At 58.9% G+C, this 26,221-nt stretch carries 16 protein-coding genes; 8 read left to right on the plus strand and 8 right to left on the minus strand.

Translation table 11 applies throughout. The annotated features are described in order from the left end of the window. Positions 1-73 precede the first annotated feature (73 nt). From KUIN1_RS14700 to KUIN1_RS14725, 6 genes are all read left to right on the plus strand, one after another. Complete coding sequence (locus KUIN1_RS14700) at positions 74-1,156, plus strand: 3-deoxy-7-phosphoheptulonate synthase (RefSeq protein ID WP_054092644.1); 1,083 nt, start codon at positions 74-76, stop codon at positions 1,154-1,156. Between the two features lie 81 nt (positions 1,157-1,237). After that, positions 1,238-1,519 carry a peptidylprolyl isomerase gene (locus KUIN1_RS14705; protein WP_002553340.1) on the plus strand — a complete coding sequence of 94 codons (282 nt, stop codon included), beginning with the start codon at positions 1,238-1,240 and terminating at the stop codon, positions 1,517-1,519. 235 nt (positions 1,520-1,754) lie between these two features. Further along, complete coding sequence (locus KUIN1_RS14710) at positions 1,755-3,623, plus strand: extracellular solute-binding protein (RefSeq protein ID WP_152092085.1); 1,869 nt, start codon at positions 1,755-1,757, stop codon at positions 3,621-3,623. Beyond that, positions 3,624-4,688, plus strand: a complete 1,065-nt coding sequence (locus tag KUIN1_RS14715) for a microcin C ABC transporter permease YejB (RefSeq protein WP_057457832.1) — start codon at positions 3,624-3,626, stop codon at positions 4,686-4,688. Then, a complete protein-coding gene (locus KUIN1_RS14720; protein ID WP_003400841.1) occupies positions 4,688-5,710 on the plus strand; it encodes an ABC transporter permease in 1,023 nt (340 codons plus the stop codon). Before KUIN1_RS14715 ends, KUIN1_RS14720 begins: the two co-directional genes overlap by 1 nt. A 1-nt stretch (position 5,711) precedes the next feature. Continuing rightward, positions 5,712-7,289 (plus strand): ABC transporter ATP-binding protein, encoded by a 1,578-nt coding sequence (locus KUIN1_RS14725; protein WP_003400838.1) that lies wholly within the window; start codon positions 5,712-5,714, stop codon positions 7,287-7,289. A gap of 50 nt (positions 7,290-7,339) precedes the next feature. Here KUIN1_RS14725 and KUIN1_RS14730 read toward each other — a convergent pair whose 3' ends face one another. Further along, positions 7,340-8,509, minus strand: coding sequence for a PilT/PilU family type 4a pilus ATPase (locus KUIN1_RS14730; protein WP_003400837.1), 1,170 nt, complete (start codon positions 8,507-8,509; stop codon positions 7,340-7,342). Between the two features lie 123 nt (positions 8,510-8,632). Between KUIN1_RS14730 and KUIN1_RS14735 the strand changes: the two genes are divergently transcribed. After that, a complete protein-coding gene (locus tag KUIN1_RS14735) occupies positions 8,633-8,908 on the plus strand; it encodes a peptidylprolyl isomerase (RefSeq protein ID WP_002553334.1) in 276 nt (91 codons plus the stop codon). 72 nt (positions 8,909-8,980) lie between these two features. Here the strand turns inward: KUIN1_RS14735 and pgm are convergent, their stop codons facing one another. The 5 genes from pgm to KUIN1_RS14760 form a co-directional block, all read right to left on the minus strand. Then, complete coding sequence (pgm, locus tag KUIN1_RS14740; protein ID WP_152092086.1) at positions 8,981-10,627, minus strand: phosphoglucomutase (alpha-D-glucose-1,6-bisphosphate-dependent); 1,647 nt, start codon at positions 10,625-10,627, stop codon at positions 8,981-8,983. A 163-nt stretch (positions 10,628-10,790) separates the two neighbouring features. After that, positions 10,791-13,118: an ATP-dependent DNA helicase gene (locus KUIN1_RS14745; RefSeq protein WP_152092087.1), complete on the minus strand. Its 2,328-nt coding sequence runs from the start codon at positions 13,116-13,118 to the stop codon at positions 10,791-10,793. A 105-nt stretch (positions 13,119-13,223) separates the two neighbouring features. Next, positions 13,224-14,630: an aminotransferase-like domain-containing protein gene (locus KUIN1_RS14750; protein WP_152092088.1), complete on the minus strand. Its 1,407-nt coding sequence runs from the start codon at positions 14,628-14,630 to the stop codon at positions 13,224-13,226. A gap of 91 nt (positions 14,631-14,721) precedes the next feature. Continuing rightward, positions 14,722-16,224: a hypothetical protein gene (locus KUIN1_RS14755; RefSeq protein ID WP_024641466.1), complete on the minus strand. Its 1,503-nt coding sequence runs from the start codon at positions 16,222-16,224 to the stop codon at positions 14,722-14,724. Between the two features lie 592 nt (positions 16,225-16,816). Further along, complete coding sequence (locus KUIN1_RS14760) at positions 16,817-17,839, minus strand: zinc-dependent alcohol dehydrogenase family protein (protein WP_003400830.1); 1,023 nt, start codon at positions 17,837-17,839, stop codon at positions 16,817-16,819. 310 nt (positions 17,840-18,149) lie between these two features. On the opposite strand from KUIN1_RS14760, the gene KUIN1_RS14765 reads away from it, so the two are divergent. Continuing rightward, positions 18,150-19,064: a LysR substrate-binding domain-containing protein gene (locus tag KUIN1_RS14765; protein ID WP_003347707.1), complete on the plus strand. Its 915-nt coding sequence runs from the start codon at positions 18,150-18,152 to the stop codon at positions 19,062-19,064. Between the two features lie 240 nt (positions 19,065-19,304). Here KUIN1_RS14765 and KUIN1_RS14770 read toward each other — a convergent pair whose 3' ends face one another. Then, positions 19,305-24,443: a RecQ family ATP-dependent DNA helicase gene (locus tag KUIN1_RS14770; RefSeq protein WP_152092089.1), complete on the minus strand. Its 5,139-nt coding sequence runs from the start codon at positions 24,441-24,443 to the stop codon at positions 19,305-19,307. A 749-nt stretch (positions 24,444-25,192) separates the two neighbouring features. After that, positions 25,193-26,137 (minus strand): GlxA family transcriptional regulator, encoded by a 945-nt coding sequence (locus KUIN1_RS14775; protein ID WP_162885967.1) that lies wholly within the window; start codon positions 26,135-26,137, stop codon positions 25,193-25,195. Between the last annotated feature and the right edge of the window lie 84 nt (positions 26,138-26,221).

Consider the following 26,221-nt stretch of genomic DNA (forward strand, 5'->3'; position numbering starts at 1 on the left):
TTCTAGAAGCCCTTTGTCGAACACCCCAATAGGGTCTGCGCGGGAGCGTCCCGCCAGCCCAGGAAGCCAGAACATGAATTCGTCCGTTGCCGTAAACCCGTCCGATCTGTCCAGCCATGCCGTCAAACTGGCGGACAACAGCCCCGCCTCGAAACGCCTGCCAGGTACTCTGGAATTGAAGATGCGTCTGCCCCTCGACGCAGCGCTCACCGAACAGGTTGCCGGCCATCGCCGCGCCGTACGTGCCATCCTTGAAGGTCAAGACTCGCGACTGCTGGTCATCGTCGGCCCCTGCTCCATCCACGACCCTCGATCCGCCCTTGAATACGCTGAGCGACTGGCCGGCCTTGCCGCACAAGTCAGTGATCAGATGCTGCTGGTAATGCGCGCCTACGTCGAAAAACCGCGCACGACGGTGGGCTGGAAAGGCCTGGCTTACGATCCGCGCCTTGACGGCAGTGACGACATGGCCGAGGGCCTGACGCTGTCGCGGCAATTGATGCTGAAGATGCTGGGCCTGGGCCTGCCGATCGCCACCGAGATACTGCAACCCATGGCGGCGGGCTACTTCGACGACCTGCTCAGTTGGGTCGCGATTGGCGCTCGCACCACCGAATCGCAGATCCATCGGGAAATGGCCAGCGGCCTGCCCATGGCCGTCGGGTTCAAGAACGGTACTGACGGCGGCGTAACGGTGGCCAGCGATGCGATGCGCTCGGCTGCGCATCCACATCGCCACTTTGGCATGGACGGTCATGGCCACCCGGCGATTATCGAGACGCAAGGCAATCCGGATACGCACATCGTGCTACGCGGCGGCCACGGCGGGCCCAATTACGATCGCCAGAGTGTGGCCAAGGTGCAGGCGAGCCTGAGCAAGAATAATGTCGCGTCGCGAATCATGGTCGATTGCAGCCACGCCAACAGCGGCAAGGACCCCTTGCGTCAGCCAGGTGTGTTCGAGGATGTGCTGGAACAGCGCTTGTCAGGCAACACCTCGCTGATCGGCATGATGATCGAGAGCCACCTGTTCGATGGCTGCCAGGCATTGGGCGGGACGCTGCAGTACGGCGTTTCGGTCACCGATGGCTGCCTTGGCTGGGAAGGCACCGAACGCCTGCTGCGTCGCGCGGTTGACCGTCTGCGTTACAGATAAACAGAGCGAAGGAACTTTGTCGGGAAATACCGCACTGAATCCGGTAGGCTGTTTCTTTTTTTTCACAGGAGATTATTCCCCATGGCTAAAGCCACTGCCCGCCACATCCTTGTTTCGAGCGAAGAAAAATGCAACGAACTCAAGGCGCAGATCGAAGGCGGCGCTGATTTCGCAGAAATCGCCAAAGCCAATTCCAGCTGCCCGTCGAGCCGTCAAGGCGGTGACCTGGGTTCGTTCGGTCCAGGCCAGATGGTCAAGGAATTCGACACTGTCGTATTCAGCGCTCCGGTGAACACCGTTCAGGGTCCGGTAAAAACCCAATTCGGCTATCACCTGCTGGAAGTGACCAGCCGTCAGGACTGATCCTGCCGCGCCGGGTGCCAGACGGCTCATCTTCGGATGGGCCGTTTTTGTATGTGGCCGTTTTCAACAATACAGTGACCCGGCATGCGCGCCGTGGCTTGGCGAAGCGGCCATTTGTCTGTAGAAGATAGCGCGATGCAGAGCCATGAGCTCTGCCATGTTTTTTGTCACCGCTGCACAGCCAGTCGCCTTTAACCCTGACGTTCGCTTGCGAACGTCAGTCAGGATTCGAGTCATGCGTTTTGTTTTTTCATCATTGCTCGCCTTGACGCTGACCTTCGTTGGCGCTGCCCAATCGCTGTACGCAGCCCCGCAACACGCCCTGACCGTTTACGGCGAAGCTGCGCGCTATCCCGCTGACTTCAAGCACTTCGATTACGTGAACCCGGACGCGCCCAAAGGCGGCAGCATGCGCCGCTCGGCCATCGAGATCGGCCAGTTCGATCACCTGATGCCCTTCACCGACAAGGGCATGGGCGTTTCGCAGATCAACGGCATGCTCTATTCCCCACTGGCCACGCGCTCGATGGATGAGCCCTACACCGTCTACGGGCTTGTCGCCGAGAAAATGGAGCGTGGCGCGGATGGCCTCTCCCTGCGCTTTTACCTGAACCCGAAGGCACGTTTCGCGGACGGCACGCCGATTACTGCCAGTGACGTGAAGTACACCTACGAGCTGCTGATGACGCAGGGCAACCTGCAATACCGCACCCAGTTTGAAGCGGTCAAGGGCGTGGAGGTCGAATCGCCTTCGCAGGTCCGCTTCGACTTCAAGCAGAGCGATAACCGCACCCTGCCCCTCGACCTGGCTTCGCTGCCGGTATTCCCCGAACACTGGTGGAAAACCCGTGACTTCGCCAGCGGCGCCGGCTTTGAAATTCCGCCCGGCAGCGGGCCCTACCGGATCAGCCATGTGGACCCTGGCCGCACCGTTACCTTTGAGCGCGATGCGGACTGGTGGGGCAAGGACCTGCCGGTCAGCAAAGGCCTGTATAACTTCGACAGGTTCAGCATCGAATACTTCGGCGACACCGATGTTGCACGTACGGTACTCAAAGGCGGCGCCTACGATTACAACCGCGAGTTTTCGGCCACCGGCTATTCAATCCGCTATGACGGCCCGGCCCTCAGCGACGGACGCCTGCAGAAAGCCCAACTGGCCAGAGGCGCGGTGCAAAGCTCGCAGGGTTTCGTCTTCAACCTGAGCCGCCCCATGTTCCAGGACCGCCGCGTGCGCCAGGCGCTGTCGCTGCTCTGGGACTTTGAATGGACCAACCGGCAGATGATGCGCAACATGTACATCCGCCAGAACAGCTTCTTCTCCAACTCGGAGTTGGCCGCCAGCGAACTGCCCACGCCTGCCGAACTGAAAATCCTCGAGCCACTGCGCGGTAAAGTCCCCGAGCAAGTATTCGACAGCGTGTTCGAGACGCCAAAAACCGATGGCACAGGCTTAATCCGCGACAAGCAGCTGCAAGCGCTGGCCTTGATGAAGGAAGCAGGCTGGACGCCGAAGGGCGATGAGCTGGTGAATGCCCAGGGCGAACCCTTCAGCTTCACCTTTCTCAATGCACAAACAGGTTTCGAGCGGATGCTGCTGCCCTACAAACGCACCCTGGCGCAGATCGGTATCCACTTCGACATTCGCCGCATCGATGCCGCGCAATACCTCAACCGCGTCATGGCCCGCGATTACGACATGATCGTCACCGGCTATCCGGTCTCGACATCGCCCGGTGCCGAGCTGTACAGCAGTTTCGGCTCCAAGGTGGCGATGGACCCTGGTTCAAGCAATTACATGGCGCTGCGAGACCCCGCCGTCGATGCGCTGATTGCCGGCCTGCTCAAGGCCGACAGCAAGCAGACCATGACCGACTACGCCCATTGCCTGGACCGGGTACTGCAGTGGAACTACTACTGGATTCCCAACTATTATCCGCCCGGCTCTTCAACCGTCTGGTGGAACCGTTTCGGCATCCCGAAAATTCAGGCCAGCAATAACGAAGCCATCGAAACATGGTGGGAAATCAGCCCGACACCGCTGACCAACGAGCAATTCGCTGAAAAACGCGGCGCTTCAGCCATTGTTTCGGAGATGCAGTGAATGCTTGGCTATATTCTGCGTCGCGTGCTGCTGATCATCCCTACCCTGCTGTGCATTCTGCTGGTCAACTTTTTCATCGTGCAGGCCGCTCCGGGTGGGCCTGTGGAGCAGGCCATCGCTCGGCTGCAAGGGATCGGCGGCGCCACCGTGGGCGCAGGCGCCAGCGAGTCCGCCGGGGCCGGTCATTCCAAAGCGTCCCGCGGGCTGGACCCGGCGCTGATCAAGCAGATCGAACGTCAATACGGTTTCGACAAACCGCTGCACGAACGTCTCTGGCTGATGCTGAAGAACTACGCCCGACTGGATTTCGGCAGCAGCTTCTTTCGCGGCGCTACGGTGACCGACCTGATTCTGCAGAAAATGCCGGTGTCGATATCGCTGGGGCTCTGGGCGACGTTGCTGACCTACCTGGTGTCTATCCCGCTGGGGATTCGCAAAGCAGTCAAACACGGCAGCCAGTTCGATATCTGGAGCAGCACCGCCATCATCATCGGCTACGCCATGCCAGCCTTCCTGTTCGCCATGCTGCTGGTGGTGGTGTTCTGTGGCGGCACGTCGCTGAACTGGTTTCCGGTGCGCGGACTGGTCTCGGACAACTTCGAGCAACTGACCACGATCGGCAAGATCGCTGACTATTTCTGGCACCTCGCGCTGCCGGTCTTGGCGCTGGTGATTGGTGGCTTCGCCACGCTGACCCTGCTGACCAAACATTCCTTTCTCAACGAAATCACCCGCCAGTACGTGACCACGGCCCGCGCCAAGGGCATGAGCGAGCGGCGGGTGCTGTATGGCCATGTGTTTCGCAATGCCATGTTGCTGGTGGTGTCAGGCATTCCGCAGGCATTCATCAGCGTGTTCTTTGCCGGGTCGCTGCTGATCGAGGTGATCTTCTCGCTGGATGGCCTGGGCCGCATGAGCTATGAAGCCGCTGTGTCGCGGGACTATCCGGTGGTGTTCGGCTCGTTGTTCATCTTCACCGTGTTCGGCCTGCTGATAAAACTGATCGGCGATATCTGCTACACGCTGGTCGACCCCAGAATCGACTTCAGCGCGAGGAATGCATGATGCGCAGCCTTTCGCCGCTGGCCCGTCGTCGCCTGGAACGCTTTCGCAGCAATCGCCGCGGCTGGTGGTCGCTGTGGCTGTTCTGCGGACTGTTTGCCCTGACCCTGGGTGGCGAACTGATCGCCAATGACAAACCGCTGCTGGTCAGCTATCAGCACTCGCTCTATTTCCCGGTGTTCAAGCGTTATACCGAGCAGCAATTCGGCGGCGAGCTGCCCTTCCAGCCCGATTACCGCAGCGACTACGTGCGTACGCTGATCAGCAAAGGTGACGGCTGGATGCTGTTCCCGCCGATTCCGTTCAGTGACGACACGCCCAACTATGACCTGACCACCCCTGCCCCCAGCCCGCCCTCTGCAGAAAACTGGCTCGGCACTGATGACCAGGCGCGCGACGTCATGGCGCGGGTGATCTTCGGCGCCCGGGTATCGATCCTGTTTGCGCTGGCGCTGACCTTTATCAGCGCATTGATCGGCATCAGCGCCGGGGCGTTGCAGGGTTATTACGGCGGTTGGGTCGACCTGTTCGGTCAGCGACTGCTGGAGGTCTGGTCAGGCCTGCCGGTGCTGTACCTGCTGATCATCCTCTCAGGCTTCGTCGAACCCGATTTCTGGTGGCTGCTGGGCATCATGGCGCTGTTTTCCTGGCTGACCCTGGTCGATGTGGTGCGCGCCGAGTTTCTGCGCGGCCGCAACCTCGAATACGTCAAGGCCGCCCGTGCGCTCGGTCTGGGCGACCGAAAAGTGATCATGCGCCACATCCTGCCCAACGCAATGACTGCGACGTTGAGCTATCTGCCGTTCATCCTTACCGGCGCCATCTCGACCCTCACCGCGCTGGACTTTCTGGGCTTCGGCATGCCTGCCGGCAGCGCGTCGCTGGGCGAACTGATCGCCCAGGGCAAGCAGAACCTGCAAGCGCCCTGGCTGGGACTGACGGCGTTCTTTGCCCTCGCGTTGATCCTGACGCTGCTGGTATTCATAGGCGAGGCGCTGCGTGATGCCTTCGACCCGAGGTCCTGACATGTCGGAAAACCTGATCGAAATCCGCGACCTGAGCGTCGCCTTCAACGGGCAAAAAGTGGTCAGCAACCTGAGCCTGGATGTGCGCCGCGGCGAGTGCCTGGCACTGGTCGGCGAGTCCGGTTCCGGCAAGTCGGTTACCGCGCATTCGATCCTGCAATTGCTGCCCCGCAGCGGCACCCTGACCACGGGCAGCATCACCTACCGGGGTCAACAGCTGGTGGGGGCCGACGACCGCACCCTTCGCGAGCTGCGTGGCAACCGGATTGCGATGATTTTCCAGGAACCAATGACCTCGCTGAACCCGCTGCACAGCGTAGCCAAGCAAATCGGCGAGACATTGTTGCTGCATCGCGGCGTCAGTGGGCGTGAAGCGCAGAAACGCATTGTCGAGCTGCTGGAGCTGGTCGGTATTCAGCAGCCGGAAAAACGCCTGAAGGCCTATCCGCACGAACTCTCCGGAGGCCAGCGTCAGCGGGTGATGATTGCCATGGCACTGGCCTGCGAACCGGAGCTGCTGATTGCCGACGAACCCACCACTGCGCTGGACGTCACGGTACAACGCAAAATCCTCCTGCTGCTCAAGGAGCTGCAGCAGCGCCTGAACATGTCGCTGCTGTTGATCAGCCATGACCTGAATCTGGTGCACAGCGTCGCTCAGCGCGTCTGCGTAATGCGCGCCGGCGAAATCGTCGAGCAGTCCGATTGCAAGTCGCTGTTCAAATCACCTCAGCATCCCTACAGCCGCCTGCTGCTGGACGCCGAACCTGCCGGCGAGCCGCTGCCACGCGACACCCGGGAAACGGTGCTGCAAGTCGACAACCTGAAGGTCTGGTTTTCCCTGACCGGCGGCATCCTGCGGCGGCACAGGGAATACCTCAAGGCGGTGGATGACATCAGCCTGAGCATCGAGCGCGGCAAGACCCTGGGTATCGTCGGTGAGTCGGGTTCCGGCAAGTCGACCCTGGGTCAGGCGATCCTGCGTCTGCTGGAGTCACGCGGCAGTATCCGCTTTCGCGGGCAGGCGCTGGATGGCCTGAGTCAGAAACAGATGCGCCCGTGGCGTAAAGAGATGCAAGTGGTCTTTCAGGACCCTTACGGCAGCCTCAGCCCGCGCATGTCGGTGGCGCAGATCATCAGTGAGGGGCTGGAGGTGCACAGCCAGTACAACCCGGCGAAATGCGATGCAGAGGTCATTCGGGCGCTGGAAGAAGTCGGCATCGACCCGCAGAGTCGGCATCGCTACCCCCATGAATTTTCCGGTGGCCAGCGTCAGCGCATCGCCATTGCCCGGGCGCTGGTGCTGAAACCCGCACTGATTCTGCTCGATGAGCCGACATCGGCGCTGGACCGTACCGTACAGAAACAGGTCGTGGCGCTGCTGCGCGAACTTCAGGAAAAGCATGGCCTGACGTATCTGTTCATCAGCCATGACCTGGCAGTGGTCAAAGCCCTCGCCCACGACGTGATCGTGGTCAAGGATGGCAAAGTCGTCGAGCGTGGCGCGAGCCATGATGTCTTCGAGGCACCGCAACATCCCTACACGCAGGAATTGCTGGCGGCCGCGCATCCGGAATGATCTGGCCCACAACGAAGCTTCTGCCCGGGGGGCGTAGGAGCGTCTCCGATTTACGCCTGCGGACCCGGCGCGTCATCATCGACCAGCCCCCACTCGGCGGTGCTTGCCGTGCTGCTGCCGGTCGGGGCCGGCGGCGGTGTGGTGAGGCTCCCGGCGCCGCCTTCACTGTGCAGTTTGAGGCGCAGGCGCACGTTGTTCTGCGAGTCGGCGTTCTTGAGGGCTTCTTCTTCGCTGATCGCCCCTTCGACGGCCAGATTGAACAGCGCCGAGTCGAACGTCTGCATACCGAGGCTGCCGGACTTCTCCATGATGCCCTTGAGTTCGGTCAGTTCATTGCGCTGGATCAGGTCGCGAATGGTCGGCGTGCCCATCATCACTTCCACCGCCGCGCGGCGCTTGCCATCCGGTGTTCTGACCAGTCGCTGGGAGACGAATGCCTTGAGGTTGTTGCCCAGGTCATGCAGCAACTGCGCGCGACGCTCTTCCGGGAAGAAATTGATGATCCGGTCCAGCGCCTGATTGGCGTTGTTGGCGTGCAGGGTCGAGATCGCCAGGTGGCCGGTGTCGGCAAACGCCAGCGCGTGCTCCATGGTCTCGCGATCACGAATCTCGCCGATCAGAATCACATCCGGCGCCTGGCGCAGCGTGTTTTTCAATGCCGCATGGAAGCTGCGGGTATCGACCCCGACTTCGCGCTGGTTGACGATCGATTTCTTGTGGCGATGGATGAACTCGACCGGGTCCTCAATGGTGATGATATGGCCGCTGGCGTTGCGGTTACGGTAGTCGATCAGCGCCGCCAATGAGGTCGACTTGCCCGAACCCGTGGCCCCGACAAACAGCACCAGACCGCGCTTTTCCATGATCACGTCGAGCAGCACGGGCGGCAGGAACAGGTCTTCGAAACGCGGGATGTCCAGTTTGATATTCCGCGCGACGATGGACACTTCGTTGCGCTGCATAAAGATATTGATCCGGAACCGGCCGATGCCCGCCATAGAAACGGCGAGGTTCATCTCCAGTTCGCGTTGAAACTCGAGCTTCTGCTCCTCGTCCATAAGCCCCTGGGCAATGACTGCGACCTCCCCCGGCTTGAAGGTTTCGCTGCCCAGTGGCTTGAGCACACCGTTGAACTTGGCGCACGGTGGTGCTCCGGTGGAGAGGTACAGGTCCGATCCGTCCTGACTGGCCAGAATCTTCAACAGCGCCGGAAAATCCATAATCAATACCGTACAAAATGAAGTAAAAAGACCACGGCCGTCAGGACGGTACGCGTGACGTGCGGGCGTCGCTCAGCAAGAGCAGGCATAATGGCAGCCTTTTGCAGCAGGTGATATTGCGACATGAAAGCCCAAGCCCGCCATATTCTGGTGAAGACCGCCGAAGAGGCCGAACAGCTCAAGCTGCGCATTGCCAAGGGTGAGGCGTTTGACGTGCTGGCTAAAAAGCATTCTAGCTGCCCGTCCGGCAAACGTGGCGGCGATCTGGGCGAAGTCAGGCCTGGGCAAATGGTCGGCGCCATCGATCAGGTGATCTTCAAAAAGCCGCTGCGCGTCGTGCATGGGCCAATCAAGAGCAAATTCGGCTATCACCTGGTGCAGGTGTTCTATCGCGACTGAAGCGCAGAACAAAAGCTGAAAAACCCCGAACCGAGCGCGGTTCGAGGTTTTTCGGGCATCAGCCAGCGCTGATCAGTTCGGCGAAATGGCGCCGTCTACCAGCACTTGAGCTTCTGCCACCAGACGCTTGAGGTGATCTTCGCTGACAAAGCTCTCGGCGTAGATCTTGTAGATGTCCTCGGTGCCTGAAGGGCGCGCCGCAAACCAGCCATTTTCGGTCATGACCTTGACGCCACCAAACGCCTGATCGTTGCCCGGTGCATTGCTCAGCACCTGCTGAATAGGCTCGCCCGCCAGTTCAGTGGAAGTCACCTGCTCCGGCGACAGCTTGCTCAGCAGTGCCTTCTGTTGCGGGTTGGCCTTGGCATCGACGCGGGTCGAGAACGGCTCGCCCAGTTCTTCAGTCATGGTCTTGTAGATTTCGCTCGGATCGCGACCGGTACGCGCGGTCATTTCCGCAGCCAGCAAGGCCGGAATCAGACCGTCCTTGTCAGTGGTCCAGACCGTACCGTCGCGGCGCAGGAACGAGGCGCCGGCACTTTCTTCACCGCCAAAACCCAGCGAGCCCTCGAACAGCCCCTGAGCGAAGTATTTGAAGCCGACCGGCACTTCGTACAGGCGACGGCCCAGGCGCTTGGCCACCCGATCGATCATGCCGCTGCTGACCACGGTCTTGCCGACCGCTGCATCGGCACGCCACTCGGGACGATTCTGAAACAGATAGTCGATGGACACGGCGAGGTAGCTGTTGGGCGTCATCAGTCCACCAGACGGGGTCACGATGCCGTGGCGGTCGTGATCCGGATCGCAGGCAAATGCAACCTGATAACGGTCCTTGAGACCGATCAGGCTTTGCATCGCGTGGCTGGAGGACGGGTCCATGCGAATCTGGCCATCCCAGTCGACGGTCATGAAGCGGAACGTAGGGTCGACAAATTTATTGACCACATCCAGATTCAGGCCGTAATGCTCGCCAATAGCCGACCAGTAATTCACTCCGGCGCCGCCCAGCGGGTCGACACCAAGACGCAGGCCCGAGTTGCGGATGGCGTCCATGTCGATCACGTTCTTCAGGTCGGCCACGTAGGTGTTGACGTAATCATGGCGGTGCGTGGTATCGGCACGCAGCGCTTTTTCATGGCTGATGCGTGAAACGCCAGTGACGTTCTCGGCCAGCAGTTCGTTGGCCTTGTTCTCGATCCACTTGGTGACATCACTGTCGGCCGGGCCGCCATTGGGCGGGTTGTACTTGAAGCCACCGCTTTGCGGCGGGTTGTGCGACGGCGTAATGACGATGCCGTCCGCCAGCCCTGAGGTACGGCCGCGGTTGTAGCAGATAATCGCGTGGGAAACCGCAGGCGTCGGGGTGTATTCGTCACCTTGCGAAATCATCATCTGCACGCCATTGGCGGCCAGCACTTCAAGCGCGGTGGCTGCGGCCGGGGTCGACAGCGCGTGGGTATCGGCCCCCAGAAACAACGGGCCGTCGATGCCGTTGGCCTTGCGGTACAGGCAGATCGCCTGACTGATAGCCAGCACGTGCCATTCGTTGAAACCCAGGTCAAACGACGTGCCACGGTGCCCGGAAGTGCCGAACGCAACACGTTGAGTGGGCACCGATGCATCGGGCTGGCCGGTGTAGTAAGCCGTGACCAGTCTCGGAATATCGACCAGTAACTGCGCAGGTGCCAGCTTGCCGGCGAAAGGACTGAGACTCATACAACCTCCACTAAGAAATGAAATACGGAGAAAAAATAAAGACTTGCTGCAGCTGCCAAGATGATCGATGCCGCAGTTTACTGGCAGTTCGACAGCGCCGCTTGAGTATTGATCCCCGGCATCTGCTTCTGTTTCAGCTCAATCGCCAAAACGGCAACCGAGCTCAGGCCATCGACGTTTCGGGCCGCCACCACGCTGGAAACAACTGCTTCACCTTGTGCTCGGCAAAACGGTCATCGATGAGCATCACCACACCACTGTCACTCTGGCTGCGGATAACCCGCCCCGCAGCCTGCACCACCTTCTGCACGCCGGGGTAAAGGTAGGTGTAGTCGTAACCGGCACCGAACAGCGCCGCCATGCGCTGCTTGAACTGTTCGTTGACCGGATTGAGCTGAGGCAGCCCCAGGGTGGCGATGAACGCGCCGATCAGGCGTGCGCCCGGCAAGTCGATACCTTCACCAAACGCGCCGCCCAGCACGGCAAAACCGATGCCCTGACTGCTCAGGGTGAACCGGTCGAGAAACGCGTGGCGCTCGCTCTCGCCCATCCCCCGTGCCTGCTGCCAGAGGCTGATGTGCGGGTGGGTGCGCGCCATCAGCTCGGCGACCTGCTGCAGGTAATCGAAACTGCTGAAGAACGCCAGGTAATTGCCCGGCCGCGTGTCGAACTGCTCGGCCATCAGTTCGACAATCGGCGCCAGCGAAGCCTGACGATGGGTAAAGCGAGTGGAAATGCGACTGACGATGCGCACATCGAGCTGATCGTGGTGAAACGGCGATTCCACATCGATCCATGCCGTGTTGACCGGCAATCCCAGCAGGTCCGCGTAATAGTGGCGCGGGTTGAGCGTTGCGGAAAACAGTACGGTGCTGCGCGCAGCGGTCAGGCGCGGGCGGATGAAGCGTGCGGGGACGACGTTACGCAGGCTGAGGCGCGACAGAACGCGCTTGCCGCCCGCCTCGCGCCGGGTGATGTCGAAAATGAAATGCTCATCGAACAGCTCGGCGATGCGCGCAAAGCCGATGGCTTCCAGGTAGAACCCCTGCAACGTGCCATCCACGGCCTGCGGGTGCTCGTTGAAATGATCACCGATGGTCGAGATGCACTGGTTCAGGCTGCCGATGAATTTTTCCGGTGCTGCCGAATAAGCCTGATAGGTACCGGGCTGTGCCTTGTGCAGCGCATTCCATTGGCGATCCAGGCGCTGCAAGGCTTTTTTCACCGGTTCCGGCGCTGTCTGAATCAAGGCTTTCAGCTGGCTCTGGTCAAGGCTCGCGCTGTACATCTGGCGTGCCCGCTCGACCATGTTGTGGGCTTCATCGACCAACACCGCAACGCGCCACTGATTGAGCTGACCGAGGCCGAACAACAGCGCGCTCAGGTCAAAGTAATAGTTGTAGTCCGCGATGACTACGTCAGCCCAGCGCGCCAGTTCCTGACTTAAATAATACGGGCAGACCTGATGCTGCAAGGCGACATCGCGTACGCCCGCCTGATTCAGCCACGGCGAGGTCAACGCCGCTGAGCGCGCGGCTGGCAGACGATCATAAAAGCCGCTGGCCAGCGGACAGGAATCACCGTTACAGGCCTTGTCCGGATGCTCGCAGGCCTTGTCACGCGCCACCAGCTCAAGGACCCGCAGCTTCAGCTCCGGCGCACCGTGATTGATGACTTCCAGTGCATCCAGTGCCAGGCGACGCCCTGGTGTCTTGGCGGTGAGAAAGAAAATCTTGTCGAGCTTCTGGCCGGGTGCGGCCTTGAGCAAGGGAAACAGCGTGCCCACCGTTTTGCCGATACCGGTCGGGGCCTGAGCCATCAGGCAACAGCCGGTACTGACGGCCTTGTACACCGACTCGGCCAGCACCCGCTGCCCGGTACGGAAGGACGCGTGAGGGAATTTCAGGCTGCCCAGCGTCGTGTGCAGCGCCTGCGTATGCGCCAGCTCCTGCTGCGCCCAGCCGAGGAATATCGTGCACTGTCGTTCGAAGAACGCTTGCAACGTGGCCGCACTGAACGGCTCACGAATCAGGGTTTCCTGCTCGCTGACAATGTTGAAATACACCAGCGCCAGCGTCACGCTCTCAAGCTGCAGGCGCTGGCAAAGCAGCCAGCCGTAGACCTTCACCTGCGCCCAGTGCAACTGACGGTGGTTGGCGGGCATCGCGTCGAGTTCACCGCGATAGGTTTTCACCTCTTCCAGTTGATTGCGACTGGCGTCATAGCCGTCCGCCCTGCCCCTTACCGTCAGCTCGCGATAATCACCACTCAACGACAGCTCGGCCTGGTAATCGGCGCCGCGCCGCGTGGCGACCGTGCGATGCCCGGCAATACCTTCCTGCGCCGTGGGTGACGGCGTGAAGCGCAGGTCGAGGTCGCCCACCTTGGCGGTGAACTCACACAACGCGCGCACGGCCACGACATAACGCGCAGGCAGGTCGCTGGCGAGAACAGGCTCGGGATCAGGGTTTACGGGGGCGTTCGGGGTCACTGCGCTAGGGAGCCGTTGGTTGTGAATACTGGACAGGCGTCCAGTTAACAACCTTGCACCACGTCTGGCAAACACAAATGGATCGACGGCCTGCCAGGTCAACGCCTATGGCAGACGAGCGTGACTTAATGCCTCTGCCAGCGCGCCCAGCAGCCTGGCAGGTTCACGGGTCCAGTCAGTCGCATAGCTGACCCACAGATGTTGCGAGTAGCGGTTCTGCACAGTGAACAGCTCGCCAGGACTGACGACGATCGACTGGGCCAGCAACGTAACGAAGACTTGGCGCATGTCCACCGGGTACGCACTCTCGGCCCACACGCCGCAGCCGCCCTCGGGCAACTGATAGCGCAGTGTCCCGCCGGTCTGTTCATCCAGTTGCTGCGTCATCGCCTGCATGCGTCTGCCCAGCGTCTCTCGCAACGCCAGCAGATGCCTGTCCAGACGCCCGCTGCTGCATAACCTGGCGATGGCCCTTTGCCGAAGCGGCGGCAGTTCGAATGCTCGCAGGCAGAAATACTGCTGCCAATGCGCATCCAGGCTTTTGCACAGTAGGTAAGCATAGGGCGCTTCAGGCCCGAGGCTCTTCTCGAATCCGCCGATGATCACCAGCCGCTGCGGGTCGATCCAGTCGCGCAGCGGGGCCTGCCCGGCAGCAAATTGCAGCCCGGCGTGACTGTCGTTTTCCAGCACCCAGACCTGATGACGATTGAGCACTTCGGCGACAGCCTGGCTGTTGTCTTGCGGACGCACACTGCCTCGCACCGGGTTCAGCAGCGCGGGCAATACGGCAAGGCCGATGTCATGGCTGCGCAACAGGCCGTCGAGTCGGACCGCATCAAGGCTGCCGGTCTCATCCAGCGGCAATTCGATAACCCGTATGTCGAACGATTGCAGCAGGCGCAGCAACGCCCAGGCACAGGGCGATTCCACCAGTACCGTGCCACCGCGCAGCCGCAGCGTGCCAAGCACCGCCTTGAATGCGCCATGAAAGTCAGCGGCAACATAGACATTGTCAGCGTGCCAGCAATGCGCTGCATCGCGGGTGTACCGGGCGGCCAGCGCCGTGCGAAGTTCCGGCTCGCCGAATGGCTGAAAAACCGGGTCCCGCGGGTGCGGGTAATGCCTGCCCAGTTCGCGCTCCATTGCCGACAGCGGACTGTCCTGAGCGTGCAAAAGCGCCGGCTCATCGCAACCCAGCAACGCCATGCCGGGACGCCGGGCGTTGGCGTACAGGGCCTGCAAAAGATCGCCGTCTGCATCCGGCACTACGTGACCCTGCGCACTAAAACTGCGCGGTACCGAGTAATAACCCGATTTGGGCAGCGAATAGACGCGCCCTTCCTTTTCCAGCAGCGAGTAGGCGCTTTGCACCGTCGATATCGATACGTTCAGGCGCTGCGCCAGTTGTCGCAGTGACGGCATTTTCAGCGCCGGCTCGCCCTGCTGCTGGTCAACCAGACGCACCAGGTAGCGGTAGACCGCCTGATAGGCGAAATCCGTGTTGTTTTTCATGCAGGTACCCGCCGCTCAACCAGAACAGGCTTCAGAACATCGCTGCATGGCCGACGCCGTTGGCCGGCAGCAGTCATGTTTGGCGACCGGATCAGCGTCCCGAGAGCATCTCGGCCACTGCCTGCCCCGTCGCCGGATCAACGGTCATGATCCGGCGCTTGTCGGGGTCGGCAGCGCGGATTCTGGCGATGATTGACTGCGGGTCGTCGAAGTTCACCCGCTGCTTGCCGTAGAGGTTGTGCAACGACTTGAGGCTCAAACCGCTGATATCCACCAGCCACTGCATGACCTGATCCGGCGCCGTCGAACCCGACAGCGCCTTATGCAGATCCGGCAGCGCTACCAGCATCCCCGGGTGGCAACTGCGCAGAAACGACTCCAGGCCATGGCCATGATCCACGAACGGCGAAAACAGCATGCACACCAGTTGAGTCTCGTTCAGACCGAAGCCTTCCTGAGCGAAGCTGGATGCCAGCTCGCGGCGTGCCTCGATGCGCGCCCGACCGGCATAAGCGCTGAGCGTCTGGTCGATCAATCGCGGCGGCATCTGCTTTCTGCGCATCAGTGACGTCGCCAGTTCAAGGTATTCGGCGATCCCGTCGGCATAAGTACGCGCTTGCAGGTACTGCGCCGTCAGGCCGCGCATGTGGGCCATCAACAAAGGGTTGGCGCAATCGGATTCACTGAAGCTGAACGACAGATCATCGAAGCGGAAATCGAGGAATTCGGTCAGCAGGTTCCAGTGTTCGTCCGCCTTGCAACTGACCAGATCGGCAATGGTGATGAACGCCGGCGAGCTGCTTTTTTCAGGCAGCGCCATGGCTCGGCTTGCGGGCGTGCTGTCATCGCCCTCACCGTACAGCTCGTGGTAGTAGGCCTGGCCAATCGTATCGATGACATTGAGCACGCTGGCCAGCGTCTGCTTGCCCCAACTGCCCGAGTATTGCCCGGTACGCTGGGCCAGACGCATGATCCAGGTCGCGTACTGACGCTGCTCTCTGAGCGAATCGCCACTGACCACCGCATCAACCCCACTGCCCCAGCTCAGGGCGCGCCCCAGAAACTCCGCCAGCCCGAGGTAACAGGTATTGCAAAACGTGGTGCGGGCGTCGCCAGCAGACAGGTGCCCACCCAGCAGCATGTCCAGACGATTCTGCTCACGCCCCGCGCTGGAAAAAGGCAGGTCCGGCTCGAAGGCCTGGGTGTACTGATTGTCGATCACCAACATCTCGACACGCGGGTCGTCGTAGAGAAACAACGCAGAATAGGTGCGGTTGATGTTATCCATCACCGCAGGAGTCATGCCCGCGTGACGCCGATTGGCAACCCGCAGGCTGAATGTACCGGGCGAGCGGCAGGCAATACTCAACTGGGCAGCGCGCAAAAAGGCCAGTGTGTAGGCACTGTCCTTGCCACCACCGAACGCCACCAGCACCTTGAAGCCGGAAATTCGCTCAATGCCGCCAGCCGCCACAATCAGGCGCTGGATCAACAACTGCAGCGCAGTGCGCTCTGCTCGCGAGAAGTATCCCAACAAGCGTTGCAACACTTGCTGGTAGACATAATTCATTGCCTGTTCGTGGATAGAACTCATTGTGTGTCACCTGCCTGTCGCTCAAGACATGACACGGTGCAGACAGCACATTGAACATCAAGCTGACAACCCAATTTATAGTCGAGCATGACTCATTCCCTGAGTGGTAATTACCGACGCATTATCAGTATCTTTAAAACAATTACAATAGACAGTTTGCATTGAAAAACAGTGCAGTTCAGGGCGAACTTTCAACTGATTAAACACACTGTTTAAAGGTGTCACCGAACGCCGGCGACAAGCGATTCCCTTTGAACTTAACAGCCTGCAACCCCAGCAGCCAGGCCGCTCAGGCGTCACCACAGGCTGCCGGGCACCCGCCGCTGTTAATATTTCATTCTGACGCGTAGGACATGATATTTATAATATCGCTTTCACTGACAGAACTCATACACTCAAATAAACAATCACGTCGACCCTGTTGCGGGTTTTTATTGTCACTGTTCATTCACAGTTCTGCACGTCTCGGCAAACTGACAGGTGCATCATTCGACGTCGTTTAATGCCTGGCGGCTCTTTTGCAATATGGAATGCAAAAAGCCTTCCGTTCGGAAGGCTTTTCAATAACCCGCGCTGACAAGGAGGTGATGAATCAGACCGCCTCGACTTCCAGCACCGCACGCCCGCCGATCGGGCAGACATCCATGTAACGGTGCGCCTGCACTACCTGGTCGAACGGAAAGCTGCGCGTCTGCAATGGCATCAGCACCTTGTCGCGAGTCATCTGGTTGATGTCCTGCAAGGCACGCTGCAGCGCTTCTTGATCCTGGGTAATGCCCAGTTCGGGCTTGCCGGTGAAATTGCCCAGGCAATGCACGTAGAACTGGATGTTCTTCTGGAACGCGGCACAGGCCGGGAACGGCGTCTGATTACCGCCTTGCAGGCCATACAGCACCAGACTGCCACGTGGCGCCAGCACATCGCCCATGATCGACATCTGCGGACCGCCAAGACCATCGAAGACGGCATCGACACCACGGTTGTCGGTGTACTTGTTGATCGCCATCAACAAGTCCTGTTCTTCGGTGACCACCACCTTGTCGGCCCCCAGTGACAGCAGGTACTCGCGGGCGTCTTCGGTCTTGGTCGCGGCGATGACCCGAGCCCCCAGCGCCTTGCCCAACTGCACGAATGCAGGGCCGGAGCAGTGGCTGGCGTCGGTGACCAGTACGGTCTGCCCGGACTTGATACGCGCCAGATCAACGTATGCAAAGTAAGCCACCAGATACGGCGTGTAATGCACGCTGGCCTGGACCGGCGTCAGCGCATCCGGATAGCGGGTCAGCGCCCGACGCGGCATGACGATGGATTCGCCATAGACCGGGTGCTGATTGGCGTCGGCAGCAGGAAAACTGGCGACCTTGTCGCCCACTTGCAGATCATCCACACCGTCGCCCAGCGCGGTAACCACGCCAGCCATCTCATAACCCAGACCGGCAGGCAGCCGGGCATGGGTAGCCGCGAGATTTTGCCGCCAAAGAACGTCGTACCAGCTGACACCGATGGCCTGAACACGCACCTGTACCTCGCCGGTGACAGGCGACGCGACAGGATGCTCTTCGACTTTGAGCACCTCGGCCGGGCCAAACTGGTGGAAACGGATCGTGCGGGACATTTAGAACCTCGCCTGGTGAACCTTGATGCCACAAACTTTATCCGGGCATTGCCGGCAACACCATCGGTGGCTATTAATAGTCGACATGCCTGTCATCGATTGTGTCCTGTGCACTGCACGGCGCAGCCAGACAGCGTCCGGGCGTCGATGCGCGTAATGGCCGCCATTGTTCGCATGTCGACGAAACATTGCAAGCCGTGTGGACATTCAGTAACCCCCACAGTAATTTTCGCTGCGCCCGACCCGCATTTGCTCGTACTATCGCACCCTGCTCACGTCCTCAACCGACAAATGGCCCGAGATATTCCGCATGAATCGCAACGACCTGCGTCGCGTCGACCTCAATTTGCTCATCGTTTTCGAGACTCTGATGCATGAGCGCAGTGTCACGCGTGCCGCGGAAAAGCTGTTTCTCGGTCAGCCGGCAATCAGCGCTGCGCTGTCGCGGCTACGCGGCCTGTTCGATGATCCACTGTTCGTGCGCACCGGGCGCAGCATGGAGCCCACCGCCCGAGCGACTGAAATCTTCGCCCTGCTCTCCCCGGCACTCGACTCCATCTCGACAGCGGTCAGCCGTGCCTCGGAGTTCGACCCGGCGACCAGCACCTCGGTGTTCCGCATCGGCCTGTCCGATGACGTCGAGTTCGCACTGTTGCCTACCCTGCTCAAGCGTCTGCGCTCTGAAGCGCCGGGCATTGTGCTGGTGGTCAGACGGGTCAATTACATCCTCATGCCACCCCTGCTCGCCTCCGGAGAGATTTCGGTCGGCGTCAGCTACACCCAGGACCTGCCCGCCAACGCCAAGCGCAAGGTCCTGCGCAGGAGCAAGCCGCAATTGCTGCGCGCCGACTCGATACCCGGCCCGTTGAGCCTCGACGACTTCTGCGCCCGCCCCCACGCACTGGTCTCCTTCGCCGGCGACCTGAGCGGCTTCATCGACGAACATCTGGAAAAACTCGACCGCAAACGCCACGTCGTCCTCGCCGTGCCCCAGTTCAACGGCCTGGCCACACTGCTCACCGGCACCGACATCATCGCCACCGTGCCCGACTATGCGGCGCAGGTCCTGACCGCCGCAGGAGGCGTTCGCTCCGAAGACCTGCCGATTGAAACCCGAACGTTCGAACTGCACATGGCCTGGCGCGGCGCGCAGGATAATGACCCCGGGGAGCGTTGGTTGAGGTCGCGGATTCAGATGTTTTTTGGGGATCCGGATAGTCTTTAGGGGGCGTTGGGCAGGCTGTTTAGCTGGTTATTTCTGGCTTTTCATAGGTCATGGAGATGCAGTACTGCGCACGACACCTGGTATCAAAAATACGACAGCTGCACGGCAGCTATTTCCGGACGGGCGTTGTAAATACGGTATGCGATTTTGGTGTCCTGGCTCCAACCACAGATCAACTCAAATAGCATCGACAGTAGCGCTATTAGCTAAACTACTGCTCGAGGTAGATTAGCGTCAAAGTTATGTATCGCTCATTACGACCCGGCCAGCGATTCTCGGCACGACTAGCTCCCACTCTTGCGAACGATGATAAGCTCGAAACGACTCTTCACACCGGTCAGAACGCCGAACCAAAACAGCCGCCACTTCACACTCCTCAATATCAAGATCTAGGCTGAATGATTTTGCTGTGCGGCCAATAACATAACCGTTGGCGTCCTGAATCAGATATCTATCTTCATGAGCTTTAAACGAAAGCATGTCGCCAGGTTCAAGCGCTGCCAATACCTTGTGTATTGATGCCGTAGGGTTCTGACGCCCAGCATAATCAAGATCAATGTCCTTCAAAGAGAGTTGTAGGTAACGCTTCTCCAGCTCCGCAAGGTATTTTCCTTGGAAGGTTCGCGCCATGACCTCTTCCGTAAGTTGGCTGCAGAAAGGATTGCCTTCTGGGTATTCACACAAGGTTAAAGTCTGCTCGGCGCGAGTCATGCCCACGTAGTAGAGTCGACGCTCATCGCTAAGCGTTTCAGGCTGCGTGGACCAGCCGCCGTCAAGCACGACTACGTGGCGGAACTCCAGGCCTTTGGCGGAGTGGACAGTGCCCAGATAGAGACCCTTTCTAGGTTGCTGACGCAGCTCCCGGAAATAGTCATAGAGCCAATCGAGCAGGATCTCAGCACTTAGCGGACATTGTCCGAACTCGGCTGTTAGCTGATCAAAGGCGACGAGTAACATGTCGTACCATTCTGGCCCGAGCTGCCTCTTACCTAGATATGTCCATGTCTCGGAGGCACTCAGCGGTTCGGTAGTCTCTCTTAGTATTTCAACAGCCTGCACGAAGCCACGTTGAGCGGTGAGAGGTAAGACACCTTCCTTGTCGGCTGCCAAACAATATGGAACGCCGTGAGCTTCACACCACGCCTGAAGGGGCAGCAGGTTTTGATGGGTGCGGGCTAGCACGGCACACCCATGCCAATCCTCGCTGTCCAAACTGAGCAGGCGCTGCAACTCTGTCATCGCTGCCTGGGCTTGCAGATTAGCCCGTGCGTGGCCCTGAGCGTCTATTTTGAGGCGAAGCACGCGCCCCTCCCGCTCAATGTCGAGGGTTTCCCAGTCACCGCCTTTCGGCATTGCGCGACGAACAGTATCAATCTGAATCGGATGGTCCTTTTTCAGGCGATCTGGGTTACGACCAATAACCCGGTTAGCCGCATCAATGATGCGACCGCTGGAACGGTAGTTGTCGACCAGATAGTTCTTTGTAGCCGAATACTCATCGCGAAAGCGCTCTATATAGCGGTTATTCGTATCCCGCCAGGCGTAGATGTTCTGATCATCGTCACCGACTGCCAAAATGCACAAGCGCCCTTCTTCTTCAGACTTACGCCCGGCCAACGCACTTACGAGCCGATACTGTAGGTCATCAATGTCCTGGTACTCATCAACGAGGATGTAGCGGTAGCCTCGCATCAATTGCTCGCGCAGATCGTCCTCCCCTTCTACCTGACGCTTGCCTTCAAGCAACTCAACAGCCTCTCCCATCACCTGGGCTAATCGCCCTTCTTCAAGCGTTTCACCTCGCTCGAAGCGAGTGCCCGTCAGGCGCATGGCCATGCGATGATACGTCATCACGTTGACCCCAAAGGCATCAGCGCCAACCAACTTGATCAGGCGCTGCTTGATCTCATTTGCTGCATGCCGGTTGAACGTCAAAGCCACGATACAGCGCGCCGGAACGCGACGAACTCGCAACAGGTAAGCGATTCGATGCACGATCACACGCGTTTTGCCGGAGCCGGGCCCAGCCAGAATCAGGCGATTCACATCATCATCATCGGACACGATGATCCGCTGAGCAGCACTAAGCTTCTCGACAATGCTACGCCAAGATTCCTCACTCGTGGCTAGCTTAAGTACCTCCTCGCGATCTACGAAGTAGCGGCGAATGAACTCCTGTTTGGCTAGTGTGAAATAGTGCTGAACGAGATCCAGGGCATAGCCCATCGAGCCAAGCCCAACCTCGGCATACTCGCGCATGACGTGAACCTGAATACGTTTTTCTCGGTAGTGCTCATCAAGACGCTGATAATCATCTTTCAGGAATCCGGTGCGCTTTCCCCCCTCGACTTCAATCGTCATAGCCCGACGCATGACTGTCATGCCGTGGTTCAGCGTAATCACTTCTTGCTTATGCAGGTACAGCAGTACGTGCTCAACGGCCTTGCGGCGCTGCGACTCTGGGATTCTAGTGCGCAGCTCAAGATCCAGATCAATCAGGCCCATAAGTTCGCCGAACGTAGTATCCACTAACAGGTCTTTGTTGCGTGAACCCGGCGGTAATTTGCCAATCAAAAACGTGAGGACGACAGCGGCCAAAGCACGTCGACGCTCTCCCAGCCCTTGAATAGCTCTCCAGTTGTGTCCGCCGCGGATGCGCAACTTGAGGAAATCCTGAGTGATCTGGCGCAGTTCGAAACTGCTGCGCTGCTGGCTATTGCTGTCGTGATCTTGGGCCAGGCTGCGCAGCAGTCGCAACACGTGAAGCGGTATCAGGTCCTTGTTACCAGAAGCTGTTTTGAGCGTCGAGGTCAACAGTGGCACGTTCAGGTCCTGCCATTCCCCACTCTCGGCCTCAGGCGCCAGTTCCTGCAGCAGGTCGAACAAGGCAGACTCGAGCTGTAAGGTAGCTTGCAGGCGTTGAGTGGAAGGGAACACGACCCCATGTCGGACGTATAAGGTCAGCTTAGAGTCGTTAACCAAAAGCCCCAAGTCCTCCATCTGACGCAGTGTCGCAGTGACTTCTTCGGACGTGAGGCTAGTCAGAGCCATCAAGGCGTCGGTGTTGATTCGCTCGTCGACATTAGCTTCGTACAGATAACTCAAGATAGCCCTGAATTCTTCGAGCCGCCTGGCCGATAACTTAACGGTGGCCAGACGCTTATCGGCCTCCTCCTTAGTCAACTTCAGGCTTGCCGGAAAGATTTGGGTCTGGTTCTCCTCCCGTTTTAAAAACTGCCCTCGCTCAAGCCAGGACACTGCCGTGGCTACCTTGGTTTCAGCATCACGTTCTCCGGCTTCAAAGCTAGTATCAACATGCTCATCCATCAGCACCTCACCGGCAGTGATGACGAGCCTGCTGCCCTTGCGTCGGTCGCTCTCCTTGCGCAACTTGCGCAGGATTTGCTGGATATCACGCAGGGTCAGTTTCGAACCTTCGCACATCCCGAACTGGTTTTCGATGTCCTGAGCGTCATACAGAAGTACGCACCGAGCCTGCCCTTGATCGCGACCGGCGCGACCGGCTTCTTGTAAGTAGTTCTCGAGCGACCCTGGAATATCAGCATGTATCACCAAGCGAATATCGGGTTTGTCGACGCCCATGCCAAAAGCGTTGGTGGCCACGATAATCTTCAGTTCCCCGCCCTTGAAGGCGTCCTGAATATCTTTTTTTTCATGTGGCTCCAGCCCAGCGTGGAAGTACTTGCAAGCCCATCCGTGGCCGATCAAAAAGTCTGCAAGCTCTTCAGCGCCTTTTCGGCTTGAAACGAATATCACCGCGCCACCCTCGCTGGTGCCTAGCTCTTCCTCAATTAACGTCTGAGCATGGTGGCGCTTTTCTGAGCGAGAACACGGCAGGACCTCGAAGTGCAGATTGGTACGCTCGTGGGTACCGATAAAGTGCTTGAAGGTTATGCCCAACTGCTCTTTGAAATGCTGTTCGATGTCCTCAAGCACATCAGGTTTGGCCGTAGCCGTAAAGCAGCCAATCGCCGCGAGCGGACCGTCCCCAGAGAACTGCTTGATGAAGCGCGATACATAGAGGTAATCCGGGCGAAAATCTGCGCCCCATTTGGACAAACAATGCGCCTCATCGAAGATCCAGGCGCCGACCTGACGCTGGGAGATCGCGCGGCGAAAAGCCATATTGCGAAACTGCTCGGGGGATACCAGCAAAATGCCCACATCGCCTAATTGGATCTTCTCCAGCACCTCTGCCCGCTCGGGCATGGTCAACAGACCATTCAAAGTTGCAGCGCATTGGACGTTACGAGCCAGTAGGCCGTCGACCTGATCTTTCATCAGCGACTGCAGCGGCGATATGATGATCGTCAAGCTGCCGTTGCGGTGAAAGCGGTTCAGCGCCGGTAACTGGTAGCACAAGGATTTTCCGCCCCCTGTCGCAAGAATCGCGAGCACGTGCTTGCCCTGCATGCCTGCCAGCACCACGTCATGCTGTAAGGAGCGTCCGTCTGGTTCGGTCCGAAAGTCCTGAATAGGAGCGAAGTAGCGCCTGAGCTCGTGGCGAGGATCATGAGTGGTGCTGCAATAGTCGCATTGGCTCTCCCCGCAGGGAATATCACGCAGTTCAGCAATCAATTTACCTGTTGCAGGAAATTGATGGCGTACCCAAGGTGCCAGAACCGAGTTGCCGCCTGACACGCGCAGCCAGGCCAGCGCATAAGCAAGTGGCCAACGCTGGCTGTCGTCCATGAGGTCGCGTTGCAACAACTGGTTCAGTCGTTTACTGCAAACCTTGGAAGTGCGCGTCAACGCTGGGTCAGTTTCCCTAAGTAGCTCTGGGATCAGGTGACGAATTTCTTTGAGGGATCTAGGCGCCTGACCAGTTATCGAGGTAAAGAACGCCCCCAGGTCGCTATCTGGCATTGGAGCGAGCAGCGCTTGGTAGCAGAGCAGTTCTGATTGCAGATTAATACTCAGATCTTTGAATGCTCGCCGCTGATCATTGAACAGTGTCAAGGTTGAGCGGCAATCGGACAGTGGTGAGTTGAGGCTGTCACGAACGAGTTTGTAATCTTTGACCAGCCGGTGATACGGGTTTTGTGGAAAGGCCAAAGGCGATAGGCGTAGGGTGTCTATCACCGGCAGCTGGTGTAATGCCAGATGCGCAGCTTGCTCTAGAAGTATGGGTAAATCATGGTCGATAACGTTATGGCCAAGTACAAAGCTAGCGCCCTGCCCTAAGCGATCAAGGGCCTCAAGCACTGCAGGCAAGTCCTTGTTGACCTTATGCTCAAGCTCCTCGTCCTTATCAGGACGCATCGCACCAACCATAAATATGCGGTCAGTTTGATTGGGTTTGCCGGGGACGACTTCCAGGTCAAAAATCAGGCTTTTAGGTTGATCCGGTAAAACCATTTGAACAGCATCCTTGTAATAAGCCTCTCGCATACTGGCATTTTAACTTCAAATGGCACAGTGCGGATAGGTACGCGAGATTGCGGTGAAGTTCCAACATGGGCAGGTGGTGTCGAGGATTGGGATTTATGAAGCAAGCGAACCCGTCTCAGAAGCGCTTACCGAGAAGCTAGAGAGCAGAAATTTTCTCCCAGTCCCCTGTGTCGATGGCCAGTCATTGGGTAATCATTACGATATCCGGGTGTTCGATGTTCAACATATCAAAGTGCTCTAGTTCGATGCGGTGTTCCTCATCGGGCTGGACGAGCTCGTCGAAGCAAAGCAGACGCTGTTCGAGCGGGTCCTACATATGTGCTTCACCCGTGTGACGACTTATTTCGGCATTGTCTTTCATCAGAAGCTCCCACACAACCTGGAAGATCTCAGACCGTATCTTGAATCGCCATTCATGATCGTTCATATATGCCGTCTGACTGGGGGAAAAATTGAGGGCATATAAAGATTTTTTCAAACTGAAACCACCGGCCCAGAGCCCAGTAAAAATGTTTTTGGAGAAATCCGGATAGCCTCTAAACGAATTATCTCCCCATCGCCTACACCTCTACAGACCGCCCGCTAAACGCGCAAACATAATCACTCAAATCGGCGCTCCTGTTTCTACTGCTACCAACACCAGCCGGAGATTACAGCTATAACCAACACCAAAACCCGCCTACGCAAAGCCCAATCCCGCCCCCTGAAAACAACACTCAAATCCCCTCCCGTCGCCGATCCTCCCTCGGGCATTTTGCAAACCGCGCTCGATAGCTGCGGGTGAAATACGACGGCGATTCGAACCCGCAGGCGATGCTTACTTCCAGCACACTCAGACCGCTTTGCCGCAGCAGTTGCCGGGCTTTCTCCAGGCGCAGGCCCAGATAGAAGTTGCTCGGCGTGTCGTTCAGGTGCAGGCGAAACAAGCGTTCCAACTGGCGCCGGGTGACGTTGATCGCTTCGGCCAGGGCCAGCGTGCTGAGGGGGCGTTCGGTCTGCTGCTCCATCTCTCCGATCACGTGCACCAATTTCTTGTTGGCGATGCCGTAGCGCGTAGCGATCTGCATGCGTTGGTGGTCCCTGCGTGTGCGGATGCGGCCCAGTACGAATTGTTCGGACACTTGAATCGCCAATTCGGGGCCGTGCGCCTGGGCGATCAGGTCGAGCATCAGGTCGATGGACGCTGTGCCCCCTGCGCAGGTGATGCGGCGGCGGTCGATCTCGAACAGTTCCTGGGTCACGGTGAGCTGTGGGTAGGACTCCTTGAACGCTTCAATGGCTTCCCAATGCAAAGTCAGGCGATAGCCGTCGAGCAAGCCGGTTTCTGCGAGCACGCAGGCGCCTGTGTCGATAGCGCCCAGGGTCACGCCGTCATGATCAAGGCGCCGCAGCCATTGCTGCAGGGCCGGGGTCGCGAACTGCAGCGGTTCAAAGCCGGCCACCACCAGCAGGGTCGTGCCTTTTTTCAGCGACTCCAGCGCCGCGTCGGCGTTGACCGACATGCCGTTGCTCGCCTGTACCGCGCCGCCATCGGCGCTCAGGACGTGCCAGCGGTACAGCTCGCCACCAAAGCGGTTGGCCACCCGCAAGGGCTCCAGCGCGGAGATAAAGCCGATGGCCGAGAACCCCGGCATCAGCAAAAAATAGAAATCCTGGGCCATGGTAACGCTCTCCTCGGACCTGCAGCGTGGCACGTTGATACTCCCGTTCATGGGCGCATTCAAGGGGCAGGTCGCCGCAGTGCA

This window comes from Pseudomonas sp. KUIN-1, from assembly GCF_009176725.1.
Lineage (GTDB): Bacteria > Pseudomonadota > Gammaproteobacteria > Pseudomonadales > Pseudomonadaceae > Aquipseudomonas > Aquipseudomonas fragariae.